This window comes from Kitasatospora sp. CMC57, from assembly GCF_045866025.2.
In the GTDB taxonomy this organism is placed as follows: Bacteria; Actinomycetota; Actinomycetes; order Streptomycetales; family Streptomycetaceae; genus Kitasatospora.
Genome location: NZ_AP035881.2, coordinates 3,389,785 through 3,415,204 on the forward strand (window position 1 = coordinate 3,389,785; position 25,420 = coordinate 3,415,204).

Annotated in this window: 27 protein-coding genes, 2 tRNA genes and 1 riboswitch; of the genes, 21 read left to right on the top strand and 8 right to left on the bottom strand. The window is 73.7% G+C overall.

Annotated features, from left to right (window positions below):
- The first annotated feature begins 44 nt into the window (after positions 1-44).
- From lhgO to ACKUU6_RS14945, 7 genes are all read left to right on the top strand, one after another.
- Entirely contained in the window at positions 45-1,313 is a 1,269-nt protein-coding gene (gene lhgO / locus ACKUU6_RS14915; RefSeq protein WP_407989018.1) for an L-2-hydroxyglutarate oxidase, read from the top strand.
- A gap of 65 nt (positions 1,314-1,378) precedes the next feature.
- Positions 1,379-2,209 carry a tRNA (guanosine(46)-N7)-methyltransferase TrmB gene (gene trmB, locus ACKUU6_RS14920; RefSeq protein ID WP_407989019.1) on the top strand — a complete coding sequence of 277 codons (831 nt, stop codon included), beginning with the start codon at positions 1,379-1,381 and terminating at the stop codon, positions 2,207-2,209.
- Positions 2,210-2,316: 107 nt separating this feature from the next.
- Complete coding sequence (locus tag ACKUU6_RS14925) at positions 2,317-3,567, top strand: PrsW family intramembrane metalloprotease (RefSeq protein WP_407989020.1); 1,251 nt, start codon at positions 2,317-2,319, stop codon at positions 3,565-3,567.
- Positions 3,568-3,620: 53 nt separating this feature from the next.
- Positions 3,621-3,694 (top strand) — tRNA-Met (locus ACKUU6_RS14930).
- A gap of 151 nt (positions 3,695-3,845) precedes the next feature.
- Positions 3,846-3,919, top strand: a tRNA-Met gene (locus tag ACKUU6_RS14935).
- 372 nt (positions 3,920-4,291) lie between these two features.
- Positions 4,292-6,757, top strand: a complete 2,466-nt coding sequence (locus tag ACKUU6_RS14940; protein ID WP_407989021.1) for a tetratricopeptide repeat protein — start codon at positions 4,292-4,294, stop codon at positions 6,755-6,757.
- A gap of 94 nt (positions 6,758-6,851) precedes the next feature.
- A complete protein-coding gene (locus ACKUU6_RS14945; protein WP_407989022.1) occupies positions 6,852-7,784 on the top strand; it encodes a hypothetical protein in 933 nt (310 codons plus the stop codon).
- Here ACKUU6_RS14945 and ACKUU6_RS14950 read toward each other — a convergent pair.
- Positions 7,774-8,481, bottom strand: a complete 708-nt coding sequence (locus ACKUU6_RS14950; RefSeq protein ID WP_407989023.1) for a class I SAM-dependent methyltransferase — start codon at positions 8,479-8,481, stop codon at positions 7,774-7,776. The genes ACKUU6_RS14945 and ACKUU6_RS14950 overlap by 11 nt on opposite strands.
- A gap of 90 nt (positions 8,482-8,571) precedes the next feature.
- Complete coding sequence (locus ACKUU6_RS14955; protein WP_408649633.1) at positions 8,572-9,273, bottom strand: sensor domain-containing protein; 702 nt, start codon at positions 9,271-9,273, stop codon at positions 8,572-8,574.
- 164 nt (positions 9,274-9,437) lie between these two features.
- On the opposite strand from ACKUU6_RS14955, the gene ACKUU6_RS14960 reads away from it, so the two are divergent.
- Positions 9,438-10,313: a hypothetical protein gene (locus ACKUU6_RS14960; protein WP_407989025.1), complete on the top strand. Its 876-nt coding sequence runs from the start codon at positions 9,438-9,440 to the stop codon at positions 10,311-10,313.
- 19 nt (positions 10,314-10,332) lie between these two features.
- Here ACKUU6_RS14960 and ACKUU6_RS14965 read toward each other — a convergent pair whose 3' ends face one another.
- Positions 10,333-11,145 carry a M23 family metallopeptidase gene (locus tag ACKUU6_RS14965; RefSeq protein ID WP_407989026.1) on the bottom strand — a complete coding sequence of 271 codons (813 nt, stop codon included), beginning with the start codon at positions 11,143-11,145 and terminating at the stop codon, positions 10,333-10,335.
- 11 nt (positions 11,146-11,156) lie between these two features.
- Positions 11,157-11,320, bottom strand: a riboswitch (cyclic di-AMP (ydaO/yuaA leader).
- 215 nt (positions 11,321-11,535) lie between these two features.
- Between ACKUU6_RS14965 and ACKUU6_RS14970 the strand changes: the two genes are divergently transcribed.
- Positions 11,536-11,826, top strand: a complete 291-nt coding sequence (locus ACKUU6_RS14970; RefSeq protein ID WP_407989027.1) for a YiaA/YiaB family inner membrane protein — start codon at positions 11,536-11,538, stop codon at positions 11,824-11,826.
- A gap of 7 nt (positions 11,827-11,833) precedes the next feature.
- Here the strand turns inward: ACKUU6_RS14970 and ACKUU6_RS14975 are convergent, their stop codons facing one another.
- Positions 11,834-12,031 carry a tautomerase family protein gene (locus ACKUU6_RS14975; protein ID WP_407989028.1) on the bottom strand — a complete coding sequence of 66 codons (198 nt, stop codon included), beginning with the start codon at positions 12,029-12,031 and terminating at the stop codon, positions 11,834-11,836.
- A gap of 102 nt (positions 12,032-12,133) precedes the next feature.
- Here ACKUU6_RS14975 and ACKUU6_RS14980 point away from each other — a divergent pair, with 102 nt between their 5' ends.
- The 11 genes from ACKUU6_RS14980 to ACKUU6_RS15030 all read left to right on the top strand — a co-directional run bounded on the left by ACKUU6_RS14980 (position 12,134) and on the right by ACKUU6_RS15030 (position 21,828).
- Entirely contained in the window at positions 12,134-12,952 is an 819-nt protein-coding gene (locus ACKUU6_RS14980) for an alpha/beta fold hydrolase (protein ID WP_407989029.1), read from the top strand.
- Positions 12,952-13,542: a TetR/AcrR family transcriptional regulator gene (locus tag ACKUU6_RS14985; protein WP_407989030.1), complete on the top strand. Its 591-nt coding sequence runs from the start codon at positions 12,952-12,954 to the stop codon at positions 13,540-13,542. The genes ACKUU6_RS14980 and ACKUU6_RS14985 overlap by 1 nt, the downstream gene beginning before the upstream one ends.
- A 122-nt stretch (positions 13,543-13,664) precedes the next feature.
- Positions 13,665-13,874, top strand: coding sequence for a hypothetical protein (locus ACKUU6_RS14990; RefSeq protein WP_407989031.1), 210 nt, complete (start codon positions 13,665-13,667; stop codon positions 13,872-13,874).
- A gap of 197 nt (positions 13,875-14,071) precedes the next feature.
- Positions 14,072-16,294, top strand: coding sequence for a SpoIIE family protein phosphatase (locus ACKUU6_RS14995; protein WP_407989032.1), 2,223 nt, complete (start codon positions 14,072-14,074; stop codon positions 16,292-16,294).
- Positions 16,295-16,457: 163 nt separating this feature from the next.
- Entirely contained in the window at positions 16,458-17,654 is a 1,197-nt protein-coding gene (locus tag ACKUU6_RS15000) for an ATP-binding protein (RefSeq protein ID WP_407992133.1), read from the top strand.
- Positions 17,638-18,051 (top strand): roadblock/LC7 domain-containing protein, encoded by a 414-nt coding sequence (locus ACKUU6_RS15005; RefSeq protein WP_407989033.1) that lies wholly within the window; start codon positions 17,638-17,640, stop codon positions 18,049-18,051. Before ACKUU6_RS15000 ends, ACKUU6_RS15005 begins: the two co-directional genes overlap by 17 nt.
- A 73-nt stretch (positions 18,052-18,124) precedes the next feature.
- Positions 18,125-18,466 (top strand): DUF742 domain-containing protein, encoded by a 342-nt coding sequence (locus tag ACKUU6_RS15010; RefSeq protein WP_407989034.1) that lies wholly within the window; start codon positions 18,125-18,127, stop codon positions 18,464-18,466.
- On the top strand, positions 18,444-19,052 hold the full coding sequence (locus ACKUU6_RS15015) for a GTP-binding protein (protein WP_407989035.1): 609 nt from the start codon (positions 18,444-18,446) through the stop codon (positions 19,050-19,052). The genes ACKUU6_RS15010 and ACKUU6_RS15015 overlap by 23 nt, the downstream gene beginning before the upstream one ends.
- A complete protein-coding gene (locus ACKUU6_RS15020) occupies positions 19,049-20,470 on the top strand; it encodes a cytochrome P450 (protein ID WP_407989036.1) in 1,422 nt (473 codons plus the stop codon). The genes ACKUU6_RS15015 and ACKUU6_RS15020 overlap by 4 nt, the downstream gene beginning before the upstream one ends.
- Entirely contained in the window at positions 20,434-21,543 is a 1,110-nt protein-coding gene (locus ACKUU6_RS15025; RefSeq protein WP_407989038.1) for a cytochrome P450 family protein, read from the top strand. The genes ACKUU6_RS15020 and ACKUU6_RS15025 overlap by 37 nt, the downstream gene beginning before the upstream one ends.
- Before the next feature lie 60 nt (positions 21,544-21,603).
- Positions 21,604-21,828 (top strand): hypothetical protein, encoded by a 225-nt coding sequence (locus ACKUU6_RS15030; RefSeq protein WP_407989039.1) that lies wholly within the window; start codon positions 21,604-21,606, stop codon positions 21,826-21,828.
- On the opposite strand, the gene ACKUU6_RS15035 is transcribed toward ACKUU6_RS15030, so the two are convergent.
- Complete coding sequence (locus ACKUU6_RS15035; RefSeq protein ID WP_407989040.1) at positions 21,825-22,643, bottom strand: isocitrate lyase/PEP mutase family protein; 819 nt, start codon at positions 22,641-22,643, stop codon at positions 21,825-21,827. The genes ACKUU6_RS15030 and ACKUU6_RS15035 overlap by 4 nt on opposite strands.
- A 58-nt stretch (positions 22,644-22,701) precedes the next feature.
- Positions 22,702-23,181 carry a carboxymuconolactone decarboxylase family protein gene (locus ACKUU6_RS15040; RefSeq protein ID WP_407989041.1) on the bottom strand — a complete coding sequence of 160 codons (480 nt, stop codon included), beginning with the start codon at positions 23,179-23,181 and terminating at the stop codon, positions 22,702-22,704.
- Positions 23,182-23,231: 50 nt separating this feature from the next.
- Here ACKUU6_RS15040 and ACKUU6_RS15045 point away from each other — a divergent pair, with 50 nt between their 5' ends.
- Positions 23,232-24,653 (top strand): PLP-dependent aminotransferase family protein, encoded by a 1,422-nt coding sequence (locus ACKUU6_RS15045; protein WP_407989042.1) that lies wholly within the window; start codon positions 23,232-23,234, stop codon positions 24,651-24,653.
- Positions 24,654-24,660: 7 nt separating this feature from the next.
- Here ACKUU6_RS15045 and ACKUU6_RS15050 read toward each other — a convergent pair whose 3' ends face one another.
- Together ACKUU6_RS15050 and ACKUU6_RS15055 are read right to left on the bottom strand one after the other, a co-directional pair.
- Positions 24,661-24,798 carry a DUF6126 family protein gene (locus tag ACKUU6_RS15050; protein WP_407989043.1) on the bottom strand — a complete coding sequence of 46 codons (138 nt, stop codon included), beginning with the start codon at positions 24,796-24,798 and terminating at the stop codon, positions 24,661-24,663.
- A 15-nt stretch (positions 24,799-24,813) separates the two neighbouring features.
- The gene (locus ACKUU6_RS15055) at positions 24,814-25,398 is read right to left on the bottom strand and encodes a helix-turn-helix domain-containing protein (RefSeq protein WP_407989044.1); all 585 of its coding nucleotides are present in this window, start codon (positions 25,396-25,398) and stop codon (positions 24,814-24,816) included.
- Positions 25,399-25,420 lie beyond the last annotated feature (22 nt).

The window sequence follows — 25,420 nt, forward strand, 5'->3', positions numbered from 1 at the left end:
GTCGCACGCCCGGCAGGATCGCCCGGACAGGGCCTAGCATCGCCTTGGGACGAGTCGGGGTCGGCGAAGGGGCGGACGTGGTCGAGGAGTTCGACGTCGTGGTGGTCGGCGGAGGGATCGTCGGGCTGTCCACGGCGTACGCGGTGACGGCGGCGCGGCCCGGGGTGCGGGTGGCGGTGCTGGAGAAGGAGCCGGACTTCGCCGTGCACCAGACGGGCCGCAACAGCGGCGTCATCCACAGCGGGGTGTACTACCGCCCGGGATCGCTCAAGGCCAGGTACGCCACGGCGGGGGCCGCCGAGATGGTGGAGTTCTGCCGCGCGCAGGGCCTCCCGTACGAGGTGACCGGCAAGCTGATCGTGGCCACCGCGGAGGGTGAACTCCCGCGCCTGCGCGCCCTGGCGGAGCGCGGCCGGGAGAACGGCATCCCGGTCACCGAGCTCGGGCCGGCCGGGATCGCCGAGTACGAGCCCGAGGTGACCGGCCTGGCCGGCCTGCACATCGGGACCACCGGCATCTGCGACTACTCCGCCGTGGCCCGCCGGTACGCCCGGCTCGCCGAGCAGGCCGGGGCCGTGCTGCTCACCGGCACCGCGCTGCGCGAAGTCCACCGCCGCCCGGACGGCCTGACGCTGCGTGCCGGGGAGCGCGAACTCCGTACCGGCGTGCTGGTGAACTGCGCGGGCCTGCACAGCGACCGGATCGCCCGGCTGGCCGGGGACGACCCCGGGGTGCGGATCCTTCCTTTCCGTGGCGAGTACTACGAACTCACCGACCAGAAGCGGCCGTTGGTGCGCGGCCTGGTGTACCCGGTGCCCGACCCGGCCTTCCCCTTCCTGGGCGTCCACCTGACCCGAGGCATCCACGGCGACATCCACGTCGGGCCGAACGCCGTCCCCGCCCTGGCCCGCGAGGGGTACGACTGGCGCACCGTCAGACTGGGCGACCTGGCCGAGACGGTCCGCTTCCCCGGCAGCTGGCGGATCGCCCGGCGGCACTGGCGGTACGAGCTGGGCGAGCTGCACCGCTCGCTGTCCAAGCGCGCCTTCACCACGGCGGTCCGGCGGCTGCTGCCCGCAGTGACGGCCGCCGACCTGGTGCCGGCCACCGCCGGGGTACGGGCCCAGGCGGTGGCGGCGGACGGCACGCTGCTGGACGACTTCGCCTTCGCGGGCTTCGACCCGGCCGACGCCGGATCGACCCGGCGGATGGTGCACGTGCTGAACGCCCCCTCCCCGGCGGCCACCGCCTCCCTGGCGATCGGCCGGGAGGTGGCCCGGCGCGGGCTGGCGGCGCTGGAAGCGGGCGGCTGAGACGGGACGCGGGCGACCGAGGGCCCACCCGGGCTCCGGACCGCCTCCCGTAGACTTGGCCGATTGTGACTGCCACCGCCCCCAGCCCCCAGCCGTCCCCGTCCGCGCGCCTGTCCGCCGCACCCGCCGGATACCCCGCGCCGATGTACCCGCACCGGGCCACCGAGGCCCAGCACCGCGAGCACCGGATCCGCAGCTTCCAGCCACGCCGGGGCCGGATGACCCCCGCCCAGGCGGGCGCGCTGGACCGGGGCTGGGAGCGGTACGGCCTGGCGATCGACGGCAGCCCGCTGGACCTGGCTGAGCTGTTCGGCGGCCTGCCGGTGACGCTGGAGATCGGCTTCGGGATGGGTGAGACGACGGCCGCGATGGCCGCCGCCGACCCGTCCATGGGCATCCTGGCGGCCGATGTGCACACCCCCGGCCACGGAAACCTGCTCCAGCTGCTGGAGCGCACCGACTCGCGTAACGTCCGCCCGGCCGCCGGGGACGCGGTGATCCTGCTCCGCGACATGCTGCCGGACGCCTCCCTGGCCGGACTCCGGGTCTACTTCGCCGACCCGTGGCCGAAGCCGAAGCACCACAAGCGCCGCCTGGTCCAGGAGTCCTTCCTCGACCTGGTGCTGCCCCGGCTGGCCCCCGGCGCCCTGGTGCACTGCGCCACCGACTGGGAGCCGTACGCAGAGCAGATGCTGGCCGTGCTCTCCGCCTCGCCCGAGATGACCAACCTGCACCCCGAGGGCGACGGCTCCGGCTGGCTGGAGCCCGCCGACCACCCGGCCGGCAGCGTCCCCGGCTACGCGCCCCGCCCGGACTGGCGGCCGGTCACCAAGTTCGAACGGGCCGGGATCGCCAAGGGCCACGTCGTGCACGACCTGCTGTTCCGGCGCCGCTGACACCCTGCTCCCGGCTCGGCTGACGCCCTATCACACGGGGTGATCCATTCGGTACGGATCGTTCCGACACCTCCCGTCGAGGCGAATCGTTCCCCTACCCTGTCCGCGTGAGCAGTCCGCCGAGTGGCGGCCCGTACCCCCGGACCCCGGCCCCGGCCGGGGAGCGCGCCGCCGCCATCGACCCGCCCACCGGCACCACCGGCACCCGGACCATCCCGGGGCCCCGGGTGCGGCGGGCGGGCCCGCTGCTGTCCTGGCACCCGTACGTCCGCGCCGAGTACCTGCTCCGCCGGGCCCGGTCGCTGCGCTACCCGGCGCTCTCCTCCGCCCTGGCCGCCCTCGCGCTGGCGGGCTGCGGTGTACTGATCCTCCAGCTGGTGCACCGGCAGACCGGAACCACCGGGCTGCTGGTCGGCCTCGGCCTCGCCCTGTTCCCGCTCCCGTTCGTGCTGGGCGCCCTCGCCTGGCTGAACCAGACCGCCCGGGTGCCGCTCCGCCACACCCTGTTCTGCCTGGCCTGGGGCGCCTGCGCGGCGACCACGGTCGCGATCCTGGCCAACGGCTGGGCCAGCGACTTCCTGATCGCCCACCAGGGCAGTGCCCGGGGCGAGACGCTGCTCGCCGACTTCGCCACCCCGCTGATCGAGGAGAGCGCGAAGGGCGCGGCGCTGCTGATGCTGCTGCTGCCGGTCCGCCGCCGGCTCCGCTGCCACGTGCAGCGGATCTGCGCGGTGCCGCTCCGGCACCGGTCGGCGTCCGGCCGACGGCCGTCCGACGGCCGTCCGTACCGGCGGCCGCCGGTACGGCCACGACTGCGCCAGCTCCCCTACTTCCGCCGCCCGCCCCGGGCCCGTACGCACACCCGGGCCCGTTCCAGCCCCCGCACGCTCTCCGCCGGGGTGGTCCTCGGCGGGGTCACCGCCTGCGGCTTCGCCTTCACCGAGAACGCGCTCTACCTCGGCCGGGCCTTCACCGACGACCAGCAGAGCCGGCTGGACAGCATCGGCCTGGGCGCCGCCCCGAGCCTGCGGGACTTCGACTCCACCGTGCACACCTTCGTCCTGCGCGGCCTGCTCTCGCCCTTCGCGCACCCGCTCTTCACCGCACTCGCCGGGCTCGGCATCGCGATCAGCCTGACCACCGGCCGGCTCTGGCTGGCCCGGCTGGCCGCCCCGGTCGGCCTGCTGCTCGCGATGGCGGTGCACGGTGGCTGGAACGCCGCAGCCGGTCTGGGCACCAACGGCTTCCTGCTCTTCTACGCGGTGCTGATGGTGCCCTGCTTCGCCGCCCTGGTCTGCTTCGCGTTCTGGGCCAGGACCCGGGCCAGAGCGGCCCGGCACCGCCCCGCCACGGCCTGAACTGGAACCGATTTCCCTTTCGCCCGGCACTCACGTACTGTCGTGTTTACCGACGCGGGGTGGAGCAGCTCGGTAGCTCGCTGGGCTCATAACCCAGAGGTCGCAGGTTCAAATCCTGTCCCCGCTACTCAGTAGCACAGAAGGCCCGGCAGACATCGTCTGCCGGGCCTTCTGCCGTCCCCGGCACCTCCCCGGCACCTCCCCGGGGGCTCCACGGCGGGCGGTACGGAAACCGATTTCCCTTTCGCCCGGCACTCACGTACTGTCGTGTTTACCGACGCGGGGTGGAGCAGCTCGGTAGCTCGCTGGGCTCATAACCCAGAGGTCGCAGGTTCAAATCCTGTCCCCGCTACTCAGTAGCGCAGAAGGCCCGGCAGACATCGTCTGCCGGGCCTTCTGCCGTCCCGGGCGAAAATCCGTTGTGTGCGTCGGGGAGCCTGCCTACAGTGGCAGCACACTGAAAGGAGGTGATCCTGAGTTGAGTTCCTTCAGGATGCGTGAGGTGGCTGCTCGCTAGAGCCGCCCCTGCCTGTGCAGTAGTGAGGCCGGTACCAGCCTCCGGCGGCAGGCTAATTCCCAGCAGTCACCCGGCCCGTGGGTTCACCGGAAACATCCCCGGTGCCTCGACGGCCGCCCCTTCCGGGGGCGGGCCGCGAGGAGCAACCCACGGGCCGTCTGCATGCCCGGGCGCCGATGGGCCATGATGGTCGGCCGGGGGTGGGTGATGGCGGAACAGCAGGTGTCCCGGCAGGAGTTGATCCGGCGCAGGCGGCGGGGCGGGTTCGTCGGGCGGCGGGCCGAGCTGGCCGCGTTCGGGGCGAACCTCGACCGTGATCCGGCCGACGAGGCGTACCAGTTCCTGTTCCACGTCCGGGGCAACGCGGGCGTCGGCAAGACCTCACTGCTGTGGCAGCTGGAGGCGGTCGCCCGGGAGCGTGGGTCGGTGACCGCGTACCTGGACGACGACGTGCACAGCGCGGTCGAGGCGATGGCGGCGATCAGTGCCCAGTGCGAGCGGCAGGGGCGGCCGCTGAAGCGGTTCGACCGGCTGCTGGCCACCTACCGGCAGCGGCGGCACGAGGCGGAGAGTGCTCCGCTCGGCCAGTCCGACGGTGAGCCCTCGGTGGCCGGCACGCTGGCGGCCCAGGTCGGCCTGGCCGGGCTCGGGGCGGTGCCGGTGGTGGGGGCGCTGGCCGGCGTGGTCGATCCGCAGCAGGTGGCGCTCGGCGCGGACCGGCTGCGCGGGCTGCTGAACGCGCGGCTGCGCAGCCACGACGACGTCCAGCTGGTGCTCACTCCGGTGCCGGTGCTGACGCCGGTGTTCCTCGCCGATCTGACCGAGCTGGCCCGGCAGCGGCCCCGGGTGGCGCTGTTCTTCGACACGTACGAGCGGACCGGGTCGGTGCTGGACGGCTGGCTGCGGGAGCTGCTGGTGGACGGCGGGTACGGCGAACTGCCGCTGAACGTCCTGGTGGTGCTGGCCGGACAGCGGCGGCTGGACCCGGGGGTCTGGGCCGGTGCGATGGACCTGGTCGCCGAGCTGCCGTTGGAGGTGTTCACCGAGACCGAGGCGCGCCAACTGCTGTCGGCCCGGGGGATCACCGACGAGCGGGTGACCGGGACGGTGCTCCGGCTGGCCGGCGGGCTGCCGGTGCTGCTGGACACCCTGGCGCAGGCGCGGCCTTCGGACCCGGAGGCGGTGCACGACCCGTCGGGCACGGCGGTGGAGCGCTTCCTGCGCTGGGAGGGCGATCCGCAGCGGCGGGCGGCCGCGCTGGCCTGCGCGCTCCCGCTCCAGCTGGACCAGGACGTCTACCGGGTGCTGGCCGGGGGCGACCACTACGCCTGGCTGCGCGGGCTGCCCTTCGTCAACGAGCAGGCGGGGCGCGTCCGGTACCACGACGTGGTGCGGACGGCGATGCTCCGGCTGCAGCGCACCAGCTCGCCGCTGGACTGGCGGGCGCAGCACGCCGCGCTGGCCGAGGCGTTCGCCCGCTGGCGGACGGTGCTGGAGGAGCACCTCCCGGCAGACGGGCGCTGGGAGGACGGGACCTGGCTGGAGTACCGGCTGGGCGAGACTTACCACCGGCTCTGCGCCAATCCGCACCAGGCGCTGCCCGGCGCCCTGCTGGAGCTGCTCGACGCCTGTGCGAGCGGTGATTCGGCCTGCCGCCGGGCCGCCCAGACGGTCGTCCGAGCCGCTCTGGACACCGAGGCGGAGCCGCTGGCCCGCTGGGCCGAGCAGCTGTCCGGCCTCGACGACAGTCCGGAACTCTCGCTGCTCACGCTGCTGTTGGACCGGCCAGGGCTGCCCGTCGAGCACCGGGCGGTCTGCTTCCTGACCCGGGCCGACCGGTACCAGCTCGGCGGTGACCACCCGGCGGCGGTCGCGGACTGCACGGCCGCGCTCGCGCTCGACCCGGAATCCGTCCGGGCGCTCGCGACCCGGGCCCGGAGCAGGCAGGCGCTGAAGCAGCTGCCCTCGGCGCTGGCCGACCTCGACCTGGCGCTCGAACTGAACGCCGAACGGGCCGGGTTGCTGGTCCAGCGTGGCCGGCTGCTGCGGGCCATGGGTCGCTTCGGGGACGCCCTGGCCGATCTGGACCGGGCCGTCGCACTGGACCCGTCGGAGTGGCTCCGCCGGGCCGAGCGCGGAGAGACCTACCGCATCGCCGGCCGCCTGGACGAGGCCCTGGCCGAGCTCACCCGGGCCACCGAGCTGAACGGCGCCGAGGGCTGGCCGCTGGCCAGCCGGGGCTGGGTGCTGCACCACCTCGGCCGGGATGCCGAGGCTCTGGTCGACCTGGACCGCTCGCTGCAGGTGAACCCCGAGCAGCCCTGGGCGCTCACCCGCCGGGCCGAACTCCACCGCAGGGCAGGCCGGTTCGACGCCGCGCTGGCTGATCTGGATCTGGCCGTCAGCTTCTCCCCCGGTTGGCAGTGGGTGGTGGCCGAACGCGGCGAGACCCATCGGGTGATGGGTCGTCACTCCCGGGCGCTGGCCGACTTCTCCCGGGCGATCGAGCTCAGCCCTGAGTACGCCTGGGCCCTGGTCCGCCGGGGTCAGACCAACGAGCTGCTCGGGCAGCACCGGGAGGCGGTCGCCGACTGGACCGAGGCCCGGCGGCTGGACGCTGAGCTGACCGGGCGAATGCTGACCAGCGATCAGAGTCAACTTGGCATGTTCTGAGCTCAGTTGGGGAACGGTGGCACCGGCGGCCTGCCTGGGGCGTGACGGGTCCGCTACGGTGGCAGCGCGGTTCGGGCGGTGGGAGGGGTGTGCGGTGGAGCTGGAACGTGACGGGGAGTTGGCACCGGCGGCGCGGGCGGGGCTCGGGGCGGTGGTCGGGGCCGGAGTGCTGGGGCTCGGCCTGTACGCCTCGGCCAGCGGGAACTGGCCGGCCGCGCTGGGCGGCGGTCTGGTGGTGGCGGCCAGTTCGATGATGGTCGGCGGCGGGGCCGGGTTCCTGTTCGGTATCCCCCGCCTGCTGACCAGCGGGGCGGCGGCGCAGCCGGCCGACCTGAGCACCACCTCGACCGCGAGCTACGCGCCGAACACCAATCTGGAGCAGGTCTCCGACTGGCTGACCAAGATCCTGCTGGGCGCCGGTCTGACCCAGATCGGTACCGTGCCGCGCCGGCTGGCGCAGCTCGGCGACGCGCTGGCCCCGGTGGTCGGCGGCGGCAGCGGGGCGTCGGCGTTCGCCGCCGCGCTCGCGGTGTACTTCACGGTGCTCGGCTTCCTCTCCGGCTGGCTGCTGACCCGCCTGCGGCTGGCCCGCGCGCTGTCCACCGCCGACCGGCAGACGCTGGCCGACTCGGTCGGCCAGACCGTCCGCCGGGCCAGGGAGCTCAATTTCAGCCCGGCCGAGATCAGGAAGCTGTTCGAGGCCGAGACCGAGGGTCTCCGGGTGCAGGCGCTGGCGCTGTTCCAGGGGCGGCCCGACCACGAGAACCTGCCGCTGGTGATCGGGGCGATCCGCAGCGACCTGTCCGCGTTCGAGCTGCTGCAGGCGCTGCTGGCCGCCCGGGAGGCGGTCCTGCAACTCCCGCTGACCGCCGAGGAGAAGCGCAGCCTCCGCTTCGCGGTCGAGGACAAGCTGCGCAACTACCGGACGGCGCCCAAGGACTCCCGCCGCCGGGTGGTCGGTGAGGAGATCCTCAAGAAGCTCCCCGCCCCGGTACCCGCTCCGAGCCCGGCCCCGATCACGCCCTAACCCCGGGCCGGGCCCGCCGAAGGACCAGCACCCGGCGCGTCCGGCCGTCGCCCGGGCGGGCGAAGCGGGTGATCTCGCTGGAGACCTGACGCTCCCCCAGGGCGGAGCGCAGCTGCGGCAGGTGCGGGCAGGGGCGGGCGGCACCGTCGTGCAGCGGGTAGACCCTGACCTCGCCGCCTGGCGCGGTCACCCGCACCAGTTCGAGCAGCCCGGCGAGCTGGCGCTCGGGCGGGAACAGCTCCGGGTAGGCGAACAGCAGGTACGCGCTCAGGGTGAGTGCGAAGGAGCCGGCCGCGAACGGCAGCCTGGGCAGTGCGGCGGCCACGTACCGCTCGGGCCGGGCGGCGGTGTCGGCGGCGAACAGCCGGCGGGCCCGGTCCCAGCTGCGCAGGTAGCGCTCGGGTCGCAGCCGCCCGGCGGGCAGGTGCCGGTCGGGGTCCACGGCGAGCCGGGCGGCCACGCTGTCCCGTCCGGCCAGGGCCAGGGCGGTGAGTTCCGGCAGCGGGGCGGCGTACGCGGGGTCGGTGGCGATCACGGTGACGCCGAGTTCACGCGCCTCGGCGGTCAGTCCGGCCGCGCCGCCGGGGCAGTCCAGGACCGGTCCCGGCACGGCGGCCAGCGCGGCCCTGGTCAGGCCGAACAGACCGCAGTACTCGTCCAGCGGACGGGAGGTGATCAGCGTGCTGGGGGTGTGCACCGGGCCTCCGGGGATGCGACGGGCCCGGTACCGGGGAGCGGTACCGGGCCCGTTCATCGCAGCACGGGAGCGGCGGGGCCGCATCCGCGCTCAGCGGCCGCCGCACAGCCCCCGGATCGCGGTCCGGGAGACGGCGGTCAGGCCCCGGACCAGCACCGGGGTGAGGAAAACCAGCACCAGGCCGAGCAGCGAGACGCCCGCGATGTCCCGGCCCGAGGTGAGGTAGTACTCGTGGTGCGCCCCGGCGTCGGTGGTGAAGTCGTACACCCGGTAGCCCGGCCAGTCGGTGTAGCGGGCGAACACCCAGTGGTAGGCCGGGTAGAGCGCGACCACCCAGCCGGCCACCAGGAAGACCACCGTGAGGGTGAAGCTCAGGATGCTCCAGGGCAGCATCAGCACCTGGTACAGCGCCGCCTTCCAGCCGGCCCGGTCGGCCAGTCGGGCGGTGACGGCCCCCCAGAAGCCGGGCCGGGACTGCGCGACCGGGCCGGGTGCGGCGACCTCGGTGCCGAGCAGGGTGCGGGCCCGGTGCCGCTCCAGCGCGGCGAAGCCACGCGAGCCGGAGGTGAGCAGGGCGAGCACCGGCATCCCCAGCGCGGTGACCAGCAGGCCGAGCCCGAGCGAGAAGGAGGCCACCACGGAGGCGAAGCCCAGCACGGCGATCGGCAGCGAGCCGAGCACGAAGCCGACCTGCCGGTAGGTGGCGGCGGCGAACGGTGCCCGCCAGAACTCCGGGTGCGCCCGGCCGCCGCTGGTGCTGCGCTCGGCGTACGGGAAGGTCTGACTGGTCATCACCGGCTCCTCGGTCTGGTTGTCCTGCTCCGTGCCCACCCCTCCAAGGTGCCCGACCGGCGCCGTCCGCGACATGAGGTCCCCCGGCGGACCTGGGGTAGGGAGAACCCCACCCCCGCCCTGGACGGACGGCCTGGGCTCCCGGCACCGGATACCGTACGAGGGTGAACGACGACGACCTCCGGCTCAGCCCCCGTACCCGTGCCGACGACCTGCTCAGGTGGGCGGCCGACGAGGGTCTCGAGCCCGTCCCGGTGGAGGCGGTCCGGACGGTGCTGGCCCTGCTGGAGCTGGGCGACGGCCGGATGCACGACGGCTACCCGGAGCTGAGCTCGCCGGTGGTCGAGCAGCTGCTGTACGAGCGGATCTACATGTACGTGCAACCGGATTCCGACCCCGGCGCGTACGGGCGGGCCGTGGGGCTGCTGATCGACCATCAGCGGGCCGCCAGGCGGCTGAACGCCAAGCGGCAGGAGCGGCTGCACGCCGAGGTGGAGTGGCAGGGCGAGCTGCTCTGCGGGCTGCTCCGGCAGCCGCACCTGGTCACCTGGCCGCGGCTGTACGCGCTGCTGCTCCGGGCGGACGGGGTGGACACCACCGATCCGGCGGCAATCCGGGCCTGGTTGGACGGCTTCCGGGAGCTGACGGCGGAGCAGCGGGCCGAGGCGTTCGGCGCCCTGACCGAACTGGACGAGATCGAGGCCGACGGCGGCTGGGGCCGGCAGCGGCTGATCTCGATCGGGATGGCCACCGACGGCGCCCGGCTGCTGCTGGAGAACCGGCTGATGCAGCGCAGCTACCGCAACCTGGCCGGGCTGAACGCACTCGGCCTGCCGATGCCGGACGAGCTCTCCGGCGACTTCGAGGGCTTCGAGGCCGCGGTGGCCGAGGAGGCGCTCCGGCTGCTGGGCGAGTGGACCGTGCCCGGTCTGCCCGCGCTGCTGGTGCACGAGTACCCGGACCTGGCCCCGGAGCCGGGCACCGAGGAGATCGAGGCGTACCTCGCCGAGCAGGCGGAACAGCCCGAGCAGACCGGCTGACCGGAACGGCCCGGTCCCGTCAGGGGTTGATGCCGCGCTCGCGCAGCCAGTCCAGCGGGTCGACCGGGGCCGCGCCGTCCGGCCGGACCTCCAGGTGCAGGTGCGGCTCGGTGACGTTGCCGGTGGCCCCGACCCTGCCGAGCACGGTGCCGGGGGCGACCTCGCCCGAGGCGGTGACGATGGCGGAGAGGTGGCAGTACCAGATCTCGGTGCCGTCGCTCAGGGTCTCGATCACCCGGTAGCCGTACGCCCCGGACCAGCCGGCCGAGGTGACGGTGCCCGCGCCGACGGCGGTGACCGGGGTGCCGGTGGCGGCCGCGAAGTCCAGGCCGGTGTGCAGGTGCGACCAGTACGAGCCGGACTGCCCGTAGTGCGCGGTCAGCTCGTAGTTGCTGGTGGGCGCGGCGAACGCGGTGCGCTGCTCGGCGCGCTTCGCCTCGGCCTCCTGGGCGGACCGCTTGGCCTCCGCCTCCTGGGCCGCGGCCAGCCGGGCGGACTCGTCGGCGGCGGTGCGCTGCCCGTCGGCCTGGAGCTGGATCCGGGCGGCGAGGGCGAGGCCGGGGTCGGCGGCGAGCCCGTGCTGCTCGGCCCCGGAGGAGTCGGCGGCAGCGACGGCGGGCGGCGGCGGGGCGGCGGCGGCCGGCTCCGCCGCGGCGGAGCCGGCGGCGAAGGCGGTGGCGCCGAGCGCAGCGGTCATCGCGGTGACACCGATCAGCGGGCCGCCGGAGCGGGGCTGACGGGGTATCCGGTGCCTGGCGGCCTCCGGGTGGTCCAGCAGCAGCTGGTTGCCGGAGTCGGTACGAGGGTGTGCCTGGGAGTGCGTCGACGCCACGGAGGCGCGCTCCTTTCCTTCCTTCTCGCCTACCGGGTTAGCTGACGGGTTCGGAGCAGGAAGGTCTCCTACGACCGGGTTGTGGACCCGGCCGATTCACCCCAAGGAACGGTGGTTCCCCGGCTCCCGGACCCACCGGTGAAAGCGGGTCCTGAGGATTAGGCGACGGCGCACGGTGCCGTTCTGGTACGGCGTTGCCGACCGCGCTGCGTTATCAAACGTTAATCCTAGGAGCCCATGATTCCAAGCGGCTTGAGAGATGCAGTCCACCTCTTCTGACGACCCGTGACCGGAATGCGGCTTTTGATCTACTACTCGGTGACGGTGCGCGACGACGGGTTGAGTATCCGTACTCAGGTGCCGGACAAGGGAGTTCGGGACCCTCGGAACATGAGCGCTTCGATGCAGCCCCGGACCACCAGTGCCTACTACCTCCAGGCCGTCCTGTCCTTCGCCCTGGCCAGTGCGGCCCTGGCGATCGGGATCGCCTACCTGCCCGTCGACCCCTGGATGCGCGGCTTCCTGGCAGTCGGCCTGCTCTACGAGATCACCGCGGCGTTCACGCTCGCCAAGGTGGTCCGCGACCGCCAGGAGGTCGGCGCGATCACCAGCCGGGTCGACCAGGCACGGCTGGACAAGCTGCTCGCCGAGCACGACCCGTTCCGGGTGGAGGGGATCTGAGCGGGGGTCAGCCCCTGGCCCGCTTGGCCGCGTAGGTCTCGCCGCCCGCCATCCAGTTCTCCAGCGGGATCTCCTCGATCACCACGTTCACCACCTCCGGGCTCACGCCGGTGATCCGGACGTAGGTCTCGGTGAGCTCGCGGGCGATCTCGGCCCGCTGCTCCGCGGTCCGGCCGGCCAGCTGCTTGACATTGATGAACGGCATGACGACCCCTCAGGTCCGGTGCGACTCGATCGCTCCGCACGGTATCCCATCGCTTCTCGGCACCCCTTGACAGCTAAGGCTATTAGCCTTAGCTTTATGGGCATGACGCAGACGCTGACCACCCAGTTCCTGACCGTTCCCGGCGGCCGACTGGCCTACGACGACACCGCCACCGAGACCGGCCTGCCGGTCGTCCTGCTCCCCGGCATGCTCGACTCGCGCAGCGTGTACCGCCACCTGCGCCCGCTGCTCACCGCCGCCGGCCACCGGGTCGTCACCCTGGACCTGCGTGGGCTCGGCGAGTCCTCGATGACCTGGAGCGACTACTCCCCCGCCTCGATCGCCGAGGACACCCTGGCCCTGCTCGACCACCTGGGCATCGAGCGGGCCGCCCTGGTCGGCAACTCCTACACCGGCGCCACCGTGGTGCGGGCCGCCGCCCTGGCCCCCGAGCGGGTGGCCGGGATCGCCCTGATCGACGCCTTCATCGAGAACCTGCCGCCGAGCGCCGTCCAGCGCGCCGTGCTCAAGGCACTCGCCTTCACCGTGACGCACGTCCCCGCCGCCTGGGGCAGCTACCTCGACAAGGCCTACCCGACCGCCAGGCCCGCCGACTTCGCGGAGTACCGCTCCGCCGCCGTGACCGCCCTGCGCACCCCCGGCCGGAAGCCCGTCACCCGGGCGTACGCCACCGGCGACTCCGCGCCGACCGGCTGGAGCGCCGAGGTGCGCCGCCCCGCGCTCGTCCTGATGGGCAGCCAGGACCCGGACTTCCCCGACCCGGCCGTGGTGGCCGACCGTCAGGCGGCCGCACTGAAGGCCCGTAAGGTGATGATCGACGGTGCCGGGCACTACCCGATGGCGGAGTTCCCGCAGGCCACCGCCGACGCCCTGCTCCCCTTCCTGGACGAGGTCGCCTGATGCCGAGGGCCGGACTCACCCCCGCCGCCGTGGTGGACCACGCGCTCGAACTGATCGATGCCCACGGCCCCGAGAGCCTCACCCTGGCCGCCGTGGCCGCCCGGGCGGGCGTCGCCACCCCCTCGCTGTACAAGCACGTCCCCGGCGGCCTGCCCGAGCTGCGTCGGCTGATCGCCGTCCGGGTCACCGAGGAACTGGCCGAGCGCCTGGCCGCCTCGGTGGTCGGGCTCGGATCGCCGCAGGGCCCTAGCCGGGACGAGGCGATGACCGCCCTGCTGAACGCCTACCTGGACTACGCCGAGCAGCACCCGCGCCGGTACGCGGCCCTGCCGCAGGCCCCCGACCAGGACCCCGAGCGGACCCGGGCCGCCGACCAGCTGGTCGGGGTGATCATCGCGGTGCTGAACGGCTACGGCCTGACCGGCGACGAGTCGGTGCACGCCGCCAGGACGGTCCGTTCGACGGCGCACGGTTTCGCCTCGCTGTCGGCGGGCGGGGCCTTCCAGCTCGCGGCGAACCTGACGGTGACCCGGGAGCGGCTGATCCGGGTCGTGGTGGAGGGCTTGCGGGCCTGGCCCGGGACGGGATAAACCACGGTTCGTCGGAACGGTATCCGTTCGGGTGGTTTTCGAGACCATTCCGTCGCCGTTCCGGTCCGACACTGACAGGGTGCAGGCAGCTCGCCTGTCACCGGTACGAAGGATGTGGGCAGATGACGCAGACCGCACGGACGGCCCGTCCCGCCCAGGTCTCCGACCGGCGCATCCCGGAGCAGCGCAGCCCGTCCGCCGCCCCGGCCACGGTCGCCGCACCGACGCCGGGCCCCGCCCGCCGGCTGCTGGCGATCCTCCTCGGCGCGCGTCGGCTGCGTCCGGTCCCCGCCGGGCCGCAGCAGTCGTACGGCGAGTGCGACGGCCAGTGAGGCCGTTCGGCCGCTGACAGAAGGCGACGGTGGCCCGCGACGTCGCCGACGACCGCACCCTGGTCGTGCTCCGACGCCTCGGCGCGGGCGGCTGAGCTGTCGGCCAGGACCTTCCGTAGATGCTGGAGCAGGGGCCTGCAAATAAGATGTTCAGCATGACCCAGGGCCGTTGAGCGAGCGGAAGGGCCGGGCTTCCGATGGACCTTTCCTCACCGTGGCTGCCGCCCGAGGACGAGAGCCGGGTACAGGGTTCCAGGACGTCGATGCGATGCGTACGGCTGCTGCTGCGCAGTGGCAGTGCCACCGAGATGCTCGGGACCATCCTGGCGGAGGGCCCGGCCTGGATCACCGGTGAGGGCTCGGCGCTGTACCTGGTCGACGCCGAGGGGATGCTGAGGCTGGCGGCCTCGCACGGCCTGCCGGAGTGGGCGCACGAGCTCTACAGCCTGGTCGACCCCGCCTCCGACCTGCCTGCGGCGCTCGCGCTGCGGCGCCGCGGGACCGTGCTGCTCAGCCCGGAGCAGACCAGCGCCGACTATCCGCAGACGCTGGCGGGCCGGGGCACCGGCCTGGTCACGCTGGCGCTCATGCCGCTGATCGTGGACGGTGTCGCGATCGGTGTGCTGGCCCTGGCGCTGGCCCACCGGGGCACCGTGCCGCGCCGTGACCTGGACGTGCTGGAGACGCTCGCAGAGGCCGTCGCGCACCGGATGTCCCATCTGATCGACCACGTCCAGGCCGCCGACCAGCAGCTGCCGCCCGGGGTCAGGGCCGGTGGGTCGCAGTCCCGGCAGCCGGTACTCGCGCTGGCGGCGCTGGCGGCCGGAGCGGGGGCGTTCGACCGGGACCTGGTGACCGGCGAGACCACCTGGGACGCCCGGACCTACCGGCTGTTCGGGCTGACGCCGCCACCGGAGGCGGAGACGGCGCCCGCGCCCGACCTGGCCAAGCTGGTGCACCCCGAGGACCTGCCCGACCTCCAGGCGGGCATGGCCGAGGCGCTCGCCTCCGGCGGCCCGTACCGGCTGCACTACCGGGTCCGACGGGACGACGGGAGCAGCATGCAGGTCCAGGAGGACGGCGAGGTGATGCTCGACATCCACGGCCGCCCGGTCCGGGTGGCGGGCCTGCTGACCGACCCTCAGCGGGCCGGCGGAGGCACCGGTCCCGACTCAGGACCGGGCGAAGGACCCGCGCCGGGAGCGAGGTCCGCCCTGCTGCTGGCACTGACCAGGACGCTGTCCCGGGCGGTCAGCGTCCGGGACGTCACCAGCGCGATGACCGACATAGCCAGGCCCGCGCTGGGCGCCGCCAGCCTGGTGCTGGACCTGGTGGACGACGGCCGGCTGCTGCCGGTCTCGCACACGCTGTTCGGCGGCCCGTACCGGACCGAGCTGAGCCGGCTGCACGACCTCTCGGCCGGGGTGATGCAGAGCGCGCTGGCCCGGGCCGTGCCGCTGTTCAGCGAGCCGGGGCAGCGGGTCACCGGCAATCCGCTGGCGCCCGCGGCCTGGGCGGTGCTGCCGCTGGTGGCGTCCGGACGGCAGGTGGGGTCGTGCCTGATCACCTTCGCCACCGAGCGGACCTTCAGCCGGGAGGACCGCACCATGTACTCGGCGTTCGCGGGCATCCTGGCCCAGTCGCTGGAGCGGGCCCGGCTGTACGACACGCACCACCACCGGGCCACCGAGCTGCAGCGGGCGATGCTGCCGCGCAGCCTGCCGAAGCTGCCCGGGGTGTCGGCCGCCGCGCGCTACCTGCCGAGCACCGAGGGGATGCAGATCGGCGGCGACTGGTACGACCTGATACCGCTGCCGGACGGACGGATCGGGCTGGTGATCGGTGACGTGCAGGGCCACAACGCCGAGGCCACCGCCGTGATGGGGCAGCTGCGCAGCGGGCTCAGGGCGTACGCCACCGACGGGCACGACCCGGCGGCGACCCTGACCAGGACCAGCCGGCTGCTGTCCGAGCTGGACACCGACCTGTTCGCGACCTGCCTCTACCTGACCCTGGACCCGCTGACCGGGCGGCTGGACGGCGCCCGGGCCGGGCACCCGCCGCCGGTCCGGATCGCCGGGCACCGGGCGGTCGAGCTGGAGCTGCCGGGCGGCCCGCCGCTGGGCGTGGACCCGCATGGCGCCTACCCGCTGACGGAGGGTCGGCTGGCGGTGGGCGAGACCCTGCTGGTGTACACGGACGGTCTGGTCGAGGACCGGGGCGAGGACTACGACGACTCGGTGCAGCGGATGATCGGCGGCCTGGAGCTGTGGAGCCGGCGGACCGGCGCGCCGGACCGGCCGGGTGCCGGCGGTGCGCTGGAGCGGCTGGCCGACCTGCTCACGCTGAACGTGACCGAACGGCACTCGCGGCCGGACGATGTCGCGCTTCTCCTCCTGCACCGGACGACGATGGACTGAAATTACTTGCTGGTAGCGAGAGTTGACGGTACACGGCCGCCCACCTGCGGTTTCTGACCATCCCCCAGCCGCGACCAGGCGCATTTCGGACGGATCAGATCACTGAACGTCAGATCCGTTCATACTTACGTAGGATCACCGCCTTAGAATTCGCCGCGTGACGATGACTCAGTGGTTCGGCGCGGCGCTCGCCGCCATCGCCGTTCTCGCCCTCCTGGCCGCCGCCCGCTACCGCGCGGTCAGCCGCACCCTGCGGTCCGGGCTGGCCGAGAGCGAGCGGGCGAACGCCGAACTCCGCGAGCAGGTCAGGGCGGAGGCCGAGCGCCGGAGCACCGAGAGCGCCGCCGTCCAGCAGGAGCAGGAGCTGAACGCCTCCACCCAGCGGGCCTTCCTCAGCGTGGCCCGCCGGATCCTGGTGATGGCGCATGACCAGCAGGCCGGGCTGGACGAGATGGAACGCACCCACGACGACCCGGAGCTGTTGGAGGGCCTGCTCCGGGCCGACCACGCGGCCGCCCAACAGGCCAGGCTGGCCCAGACCCTGGCCGTGCTCTGCGGCGCCCGGGCGGGCAGGCACTGGCCCGAGCCGGTCGCACTGGAGGACGTGGTGCGCGGCGCGCAGTCCCGCATCCTGCCGTTCCAGCGGGTGGTGGTCCGCAGCCGGACCGAGACAGCCGTGGTCGGCGCGGCCGCCGAGGCGCTGATCCACGCGGTGGCCGAACTGCTGGACAACGCCACCCGCTACTCCCCGCCCAGCACCCAGGTCTTCGTCACCCTGATGCCGGTGCACAACGGCGTCGTGATCGAGATCGACGACGGCGGCGTCGGCATGCCCGAGCACGCGATCGAGAAGGCCGCCGCCGCCCTGGCCGGCGGCGCGTCCCTGGAGGTCTCCCGGCTCGGCGAGGTCCCGCAGCTGGGCCTGGCTGCGGTCGGCCGGCTGGCCGAGCAGTACGGCTTCCGGGTCACCCTCAGCTCGGCGCCCTCGCCGTACGGCGGGGTCCGGGTGGTGGTGCTGCTGCCGACCGCGCTGCTCACCGACCCGCTGCCGGCCCCGACCGCGCCCTCCGCCGAGCGGCGCGCCGAACTCCCCGAGCGGCCGCCCTCCGCCCGTCCCGGCCCCGGCGGACTGCCCCGCCGGGCCAACCGGCGCGGCACCGACTCCCCGGCCACCACCTCCGGCACCAACTCCGGCGGTACCCCCGTACCGCCGCGCTCGGCCGGGGAGGCGCAGAACTTCATGTCGCTCTTCCAGGCCGGCACCGCCAGCGGCCGTTCGGCCGCCCGGCACCAGCAGGACCAGCACCCCGACTCCCCCCGACCCCAGCGCTCCGGAGACTCCCATGACCCCGAATCCTGACCTCGGCTGGCTGCTCGCCGACATCGTCACCGTCCCCGAGGTGCAGCACGCCCTCGTGGTGTCCAACGACGGTCTCGAGATCGGTCGCAGCGAGCGGATCGACCGGGACGACGCCGAGCGGCTGGCCGCCGCCTGCTCCGGCCTGCAGTCGCTGGCCCGGGGCGTGGCACAGGGCTTCGGCGGCCCGCAGAGCAGCACCCGGCAGATCATCGTCGAGTACGGCGGCGGCTACCTGTTCGTGGTGGCGGCCGGCGCAGGGGCGCACCTCGCCGTGGTGACCGGCGAGGCGGTGGACGCGGGTCTGGTGGCGTACCAGATGCAGGTGCTGGTCGACCGGATCGGCACCCACCTGACCAGCCCGCCCAGGGCGGAGCACGCGACCGGGAGCACCCGGTGAGCGGGCGCGGCGAGCGGGCCGCCGGAGGGTTCGTGGTCCGCGGCGCGGCTGACGAGCGCGGCGGGGTGGTCGCATGAGCGGCCCGGTCCGGCCGTACGTGATCACCGGCGGGCGGAGCCGTCCGAGCCGGAACGTGCTGGCCCTGGAGAGCCTGGTCTCCACCGTGCCAGGCACCGTCCCGGAACCCGCGGCCCTGAACCGGGAGCAGCAGCGGATCCTGACGATCTGCCAGGAGCTGCTCTCGGTCGCCGAGATCGCCGCCCACCTGCGGCTCTCGCTCGGCGTGGTCAGGGTGCTGATCGGTGACCTCTGGGACCTCGGCGCCGTCCTGGTCCGTCCCCCCGTGCAGCAGGCCGAGCGCCTGCCCGCGACCCTCCTGGAGGAGGTGCTCCTTGGCCTCCGCCAGCTCCGCTGAGCTCCGGCCCGCCTATCTGCCCGACACCGTGCAGAGCGCCGTGAAGATCCTGGTCACCGGACCCTTCGGGGTCGGCAAGACCACCCTGGTCGGCTCGCTCAGCGAGATCGCCCCACTGCGCACCGAGGAGACCATGACCACCGCCGGGGTGGGCGTGGACGACCTGACCGGACGACCTGACAAGACCACCACCACGGTGGCCCTGGACTTCGGCCGGATCACCCTCAACTCCCGGCTGGCGCTCTACCTCTTCGGCACGCCGGGCCAGCAGCGGTTCTGGCCGCTCTGGGAGGACCTCTCGCGCGGGGCGCTGGGCGCGATCGCCCTGGTGGACACCCGGCGGATCGAGGAGAGCTTCGACGTGCTGGGGCAGTTGGAGGAGCAGCGGATCCCGTTCGCGGTGGCCGTCAACACCTTCCCGGACAGCCCGGACCACCCCGAGGAGGACCTCAGGGCGGCGCTCGACCTGCTGCCCGGGGTACCGATCCTCAGCTGCGACGCCCGGGACCGCCGGGCCTCGTACGACGTCCTGATCGACTTCGTCGACCACCTGCACTCGACCGCGGTACTGGAGCTCCAGCCATGACGACCCCCCTGCCGGAGACGGCCGCCACGGTGCCCCCGCCCGGCTGCCCGGCCCACCGACCGGCCGGTCCGGCCGCCACCGCGTTGTTCGGCGCCGCGGTGGCCGAGGACCCGCACGGCCTCTACGCCAGGCTGCGCGAGCAGCACGGCCCGGTCGCGCCGATCGAGCTGGAGCCCGGGGTGGAGGCCTGGCTCGTGCTTGGCTATCCGGAGCTGCTCGAACTCACCCGGAACGAGCAGCTGTTCTCCAAGGACTCGCGCCGCTGGCGGGTGCCCGCCGAGGGCCGCTTGAAGTCGGACTCCCGGCTGCTGCCGATGACCGCCTGGCGGCCGACCCTGCTCAACCTGGACGGTGCCGAGCACCACCGGCTGCGGGCGGCGGTCTCCGAGACGCTGGCCAGGATCGACCACCGGCAGCTCCGGCAGGCCACCGAGGCCGCGGCCGACACCCTGATCGACGGCTGGGGTCCTGACGGCACCGCCGACCTGATCGCCCAGTACGCCCGGCAGCTGCCGCTGATGGTGTTCACCCAGCTGATCGGCCTGCCCGCCGAGGCCGGGCCGCACATCGTCCAGCTGATCAGCCACTTCGTGGACAGCAGCGACAAGTCGGTGCGGGCCAACGCGGAGTTCCAGGCGATCCTGCTCGACCTGGTCCGCAAGCGCCGCGAGCGGCCCGCCGCCGATCTGACCTCCTGGCTGCTGGCCCACCCGGCCGCGATCACCGACGAGGAGGCGGTGCACCACCTGGTGGTGATCATGGTCGCGGGCAACGAGACCACCATCAACTGGACCGGTAACACGCTTCGGCTGCTGCTCACCGACCGCCGGTTCCGGGCCACTCTGACGGGCGGTCGGCTGACCGTCTCGGACGCCCTGGACGAGGTGCTCTGGCGGGACCCGCCGACCCAGAACTTCCCCGGGCGCTGGGCCACCGGCGACACCGTGCTCGGCGGCCAGTACATCAGCGCGGGCGACATGCTGGTGCTCGGCCTGGCCGCTGCCAACGCCGACCCCTCGGTGCTCACCCCGGAGGGCATCGGCGGCAACCGGGCCCACCTCGCCTGGGGCGCGGGCAAGCACGTCTGCCCGGCCCAGCAGCCCGCCCGGCTGATCGTGGAGACTGCGGTGGAGACCCTGCTGCACCGCCTGCCCGATCTCCAACTCGCCGTCCCCGGCCATGAACTGGCCTGGCGTCCGTCCCCCTGGTCGCGAGCCCTGGTCTCCCTGCCGGTGCTCTACAGCGCCTTCACGCCGCCCCGCACTCCCCCCTCCGAAAGGCCCGCATGGACGCCACCGCCGCTCCCCTCCGTCTCGACCCCTTCGGCGGCGACCAGCACGCCGAGAACGCCCGGCTCCGAGCGGCAGGGCCCGCGGTCCTGGTGGAACTCCCTGGCGGGGTGGTGGTCTGGGCGATAACCCGGCACGACACCCTCCAGTCGCTGCTGAACGACCCCAGGGTCGGCAAGAACGCGCAGCTCTGGACCACCTTCAGGGAGGGCCGGCTGCCGGAGGGCTGGCCGCTGCTCAACTTCGTCACCGTGCCCGGCATGGTGACCGCCGACGGCGAGGACCACCGACGGTTGCGCGGACTGGTCACCCAGGCCTTCACCCCGCGCCGGATCGCCGAGCTGGCGCCCGCGATCGAGGCCAGGGCCGCCCGGCTGCTGGACGAAGTCGCTTCGTTGGAGGGGGACTTCGACCTGCGCGAGTACTTCGCGTACCCGCTCCCGATGCAGGTGATCGGCGAGCTCCTCGGCCTGCCGCCCAAGCAGCAGGACGAGCTGCACGAGCTCTCCAACACCCTGGTCTCCAGCTCGGCCACCCCCGCTGCGGCTGTCGCCGCGCAGCAGGGCCTGTTCGCGCTGCTCGCCTCGGTGGTGGCGGCCAAGCGCGCCGAACCCGGCGACGACCTCACCACCGACCTGATCGCCGCGCGGGCCGACGACGACCGGCTCACCGAACAGGAGCTGGTCGGCACCCTGCTGCTGATGCTGGTCGCCGGGCACGAGACCACGCTCAACCTGATCACCAACGCGGTACGGGCCCTGCTGGCGCATCCGGCGCAGCTGGCGGCGGTGCTGGACGGAACGTACAGCTGGGCGGCGGTGGTCGAGGAGACGCTCCGCTACGACTCGCCGGTCGGGCAGTTCCCGCTCCGCTACGCGACCGAGGACATCCGGGTCGGCGAGGTGGTGATCCGTCAGGGGGAGGCACTGATCGCCTCGTACGCCTCGGCCGGCCGCGACGAGCAGCACTTCGCGGACGCGGACCGCTTCGACCTCGGCCGGCGGCCCGCCAAGCACCTCTCGCTCGGCCACGGCCCGCACTTCTGCCTCGGCGCCGGACTCGCCCGACTGGAGGCCGAGACGGCGCTGCGGCTGCTCTTCACCCGCTTCCCGGGCCTCCGGCTCGCGGACGGGGAGGCACCGGAGCCGATCGCGTCCTTCGTCAGCAACAGCGTGCGCACGCTCAGCGTCCGAACGAGCTGAATCGGCGGCCCCCGGCCCTCCGGACCGTAACGGCCGGGGGTCCGTCTCGTTGGACCGGCCATGCGTAAGATCGCGGCGCTCGCCGCCCTCACCATGGCCGGTCTGGCCATCGCCGCGCCGGCCGCCCAGGCGGACAACAACATGGGCGGCAAGCTCAACTCCGACCACCCCGTCGGTGCGGCGGGCACCTGCGTCGAGCAGATCGGGAGCATCCCGCTGCTCGGCAAGCAGGCGTCCGCCGCCACCCCGGTGTGCGGGGCGTACGCGGTGGTACCACGGGGTTAGGGCCTGTCGAACAGCGCGTTCAGCTCGCCGTACTCCAGACCGCCCGTCAGGGACCCGTAGCTGCCGGACCCGTAGACCTCCTCCGCGGCGCGGCGGACCGCCGCGTACGCGACCCTGGCCAGGCCGGGGCCGAGGCTGATCCGGGCGACGCCGAGGGCGGCCGTCTCGGCGACGGTGGGCGTGCCGGGGCCACCTCCGACGTTCAGCAGGACGCCCGGCAGCGCGGCGAGCAGTTCGGTGATCAGGGCGGGGTCGGTCGGGCCGGGGACGAAGATGCCGCTGGCGCCCGCCGCCAGGTAGGCCCGGGCCCGCTCGACCGCGTCCTCGACGTCGCCCCCGCCGGACAGGAAGACGTCGGTGCGCGCGTTCAGGTAGAGCCGGACGCCCGCCGCCTCGGCCGCCTCCCGGGCCGCCGCGACCCGCTCGGCCGCCTCGGCGACCGGACGCAGGCCGGTGGCGGTGCCGTCCTCCAGGTTCATCCCGACCGCGCCGAGGGCGAGCAGTTCGGTGACGGTCCGGCCGACTCCGGCGGCGTCCTCGGCCAGGCCGTCCTCCAGGTCGGCGGTGACCGGGACGTCCACCGCCCGGACCACCAGTGCGGTCTGGGCCAGCGAACCGGCCAGGTCGAGGCCGCCGCCGTCCCGCACGCCCCTGGTCCAGGAGACGCTGGCGCTGGCGGTGGCCAAGGCCGGGGCGCCGGTGGCGGCCACCAGCCGGGCGGTGGCCCCGTCCCAGACGTTGGCGAGCACCAACGGCGCACCCGGGACGTGCAGTTCGTGCAGGAGCTCGGCCTTGGCCTGCTGAGTGGTCGTCATGCTGCCTACCTTGTCAGTTCGTCCCGGGTCGGACCGGCGGTTTTCGGATCTGGACGATTCAGCTCTGCTTGGGGGCGGGGCTGAGACGGCAGGTGACGCCGATCCGGTTCCAGGAGTTGATCGAGATGATCACCGCGAGCAGCTGGGAGAGCTCGTTCGGCGCGAACTGCTTGGCCGCCTCCTCGTACACGTCGTCCGGCACGTGCCCCTCGCTCAGCCGGGTGACCGACTCGGTCAGCGCGAGTGCCGCCCGCTCCTTCGCGGTGAAGTACGGGGTCTCCCGCCAGGCCGGCAGGGCGTACAGCCGGTGCTCCTGCTCCCCCGCCTTCCGGGCGTCGGCAGTGTGCATGTCCAGGCAGTACGCGCAGCCGTTGATCGAGGAGGCCAGCGTGCGCACCAGCTCGCCGATCACCGGGTCGACCAGCGGCCGCGAGGCGGCGTCCAGGCGGATCATCGCCCGGTACCACTCGGGCGAGAGGTCGGGCATCGAGAAGCGCTGCTCGGGGGCGTCCACGTAGTCCTTCGGTGCGTTCGTCATGATCTTCACCCTAGGTGCACTGCGGCCCACTCGTATGGTTCATTGGGCCGATGGAATCCTGGGCCACTTTCGGCGGCGACCTACACCTGGACCTCTCCGCCGGACGGGCACGCGGGCTCGGCCTGCGCGCCGCACTGGAGGACGCGCTCCGGACGGCGGCCCGGGACGGGCGGCTCGCGGCCGGGACCAGGCTGCCGTCGTCCCGGGTGCTGGCGGCGGACCTGGGCATCGCGCGGAACACCGTGGCGGAGGCGTACGCGCTGCTGACCGCCGAGGGCTGGATGACGGCACGTCAGGGCTCGGGCACCGTGGTGGCGGAGCGCGGGGCGGCTTCGGTGTCCGCCGCGCCGCGTACGCCGCAGCGAACCCCGGCCGTCCGGTTCGACCTGATGCCGGGGCGGCCGGATCTGACGCTGTTCCCGCGCTCGGCCTGGCTGGCCGCCGCGCGCCGGGCGCTCGCGGTGGCACCGCACGAGGCGCTCGGATACTCGGACCCGCGCGGACGGATCGAACTGCGCCGGGCGCTCGCGGACTACCTCGCTCGGGTGCGCGGGGTGCGCACCGATCCCGAACGGATCCTGATCTGCGCCGGGTACACCCAGGGGCTCGCGCTGCTCTGCGGGGCGCTACGCGAACGGGGGGTCGGCGCGGTCGCGGTGGAGGAGTACGGGCTGCCGCCGCAGCAGGCGGTGATCACCGCCGCCGGGCTGGCCACCGTGCCGCTGCCGCTGGACGGGCACGGGGCCAGGACCGACCTGCTCGGCGGGCTCGACGTCGGCGCGGTGGTGCTCACCTCGGCCCACCAGTTCCCGACCGGGGTGCCGCTGCGCGCCAACCGCCGGGCTGCGGCGGTGGACTGGGCTCGGGAGACCGGCGGCATCGTGATCGAGGACGACTACGACGGCGAGTTCAGGTACGACCGGCAACCGGTCGGGGCGATGCAGGCGCTGGATCCGGAGCGGGTGGTCTACGCGGGCACCGCCAGCAAGAGCCTGGCCCCCGGCCTGCGGCTCGGCTGGCTGGCCCTGCCCGCCGCGCTGGTCGAACCGGTGATGCGGCAGAAGGAGCTGGCCGACGGGCAGTCCGGCGCGATGGACCAGCTCACCCTGGCCGAGCTGATCACCTCGGGCGGCTTCGACCGGCATGTCCGGCGCTGCCGCCTGCACTACCGGCGCCGCCGCGACCAGCTGATCGGCACCCTGGCCGAACGGGCTCCGGAGGTCCGGGTGACCGGCATCGCGGCCGGGCTGCACGCCGTCCTGGAACTGCCTCCGGGTTCGCTCACGGATGGCGAACTCCTGCGGCACGCGGGCTGGTTGGGCCTGTCACTGAACACCATGTCGGGCTGCCGCGCCGACTCGGCGGAGCCCGTTCCGGACGCCCCGTCCGCCCTGGTGATCGGCTACGGCACCCCGCCCGAACGGGCCTGGCCCGGGGCGCTGGAGGCGCTCTGCACGCTGGCCACGCTCTGACCAGGCGTCAGCCCCGGCCGCCGATCTCGAAGAGCAGCGCGAGGAATCCGAGGAAGACGTGGGTGGCGACCATGTAGATCAGGACCCGCTTGAGCACCCGGCGGTCGGTGCGGCTCCCTGCGTCGGTGGTGGTGGGCTTGGCCATGGCGGTGGACCCCTTTCAGTGCGGGTTGCCCAGGCAGAGGTTGCTGCCGGGGCTCTGGAGCAGGGTGTGCAGGAAGAGCAGCTCGACGCCGTCCGGGGAGTCGGCGGCGATGCAGTGCGGGGTGAGCGAGTCGAAGTGGGCCGAGTCGCCCGGGTCGAGCAGGTGGTCCTGCTCGCCGAGGGTGAGCCGGAGCCGCCCCCGGGTCACGTACAGCCACTCCTCACCGGGATGGACGCGCACCACGGCGTCCTGCAGACCGGGCGGCACCTGGACGTGCAGCGCCTGGAGCGCCCGCCCCGGCGCGCCCGCCCGGCGGTAGCCCCAGCCGCCGGCCCGGTCCGGCTCGATGGCGCCGCCCCGGATCACCGGCTCCGGCTCGCCGGGCTGCTCGCCGAGCAGGTCGGAGACGGTGGTGCCGTACGCCCGGGCCAGGCCGAGCAGGACCGGCAGCGAGGGCTGCCGCAGACCGGTCTCCAGCCGGGAGAGATACGCTGGGGAGAGCCCGACCCGGCCGGCCGCCGCCTCCAGGGTGAGACGGCTGGCCGAGCGGTGTTCACGGAGTCGGGCACCGAGGCCCTCGACCTCCTGGTCCACGTTCATGGCTCCAGTGGACACCCACCCT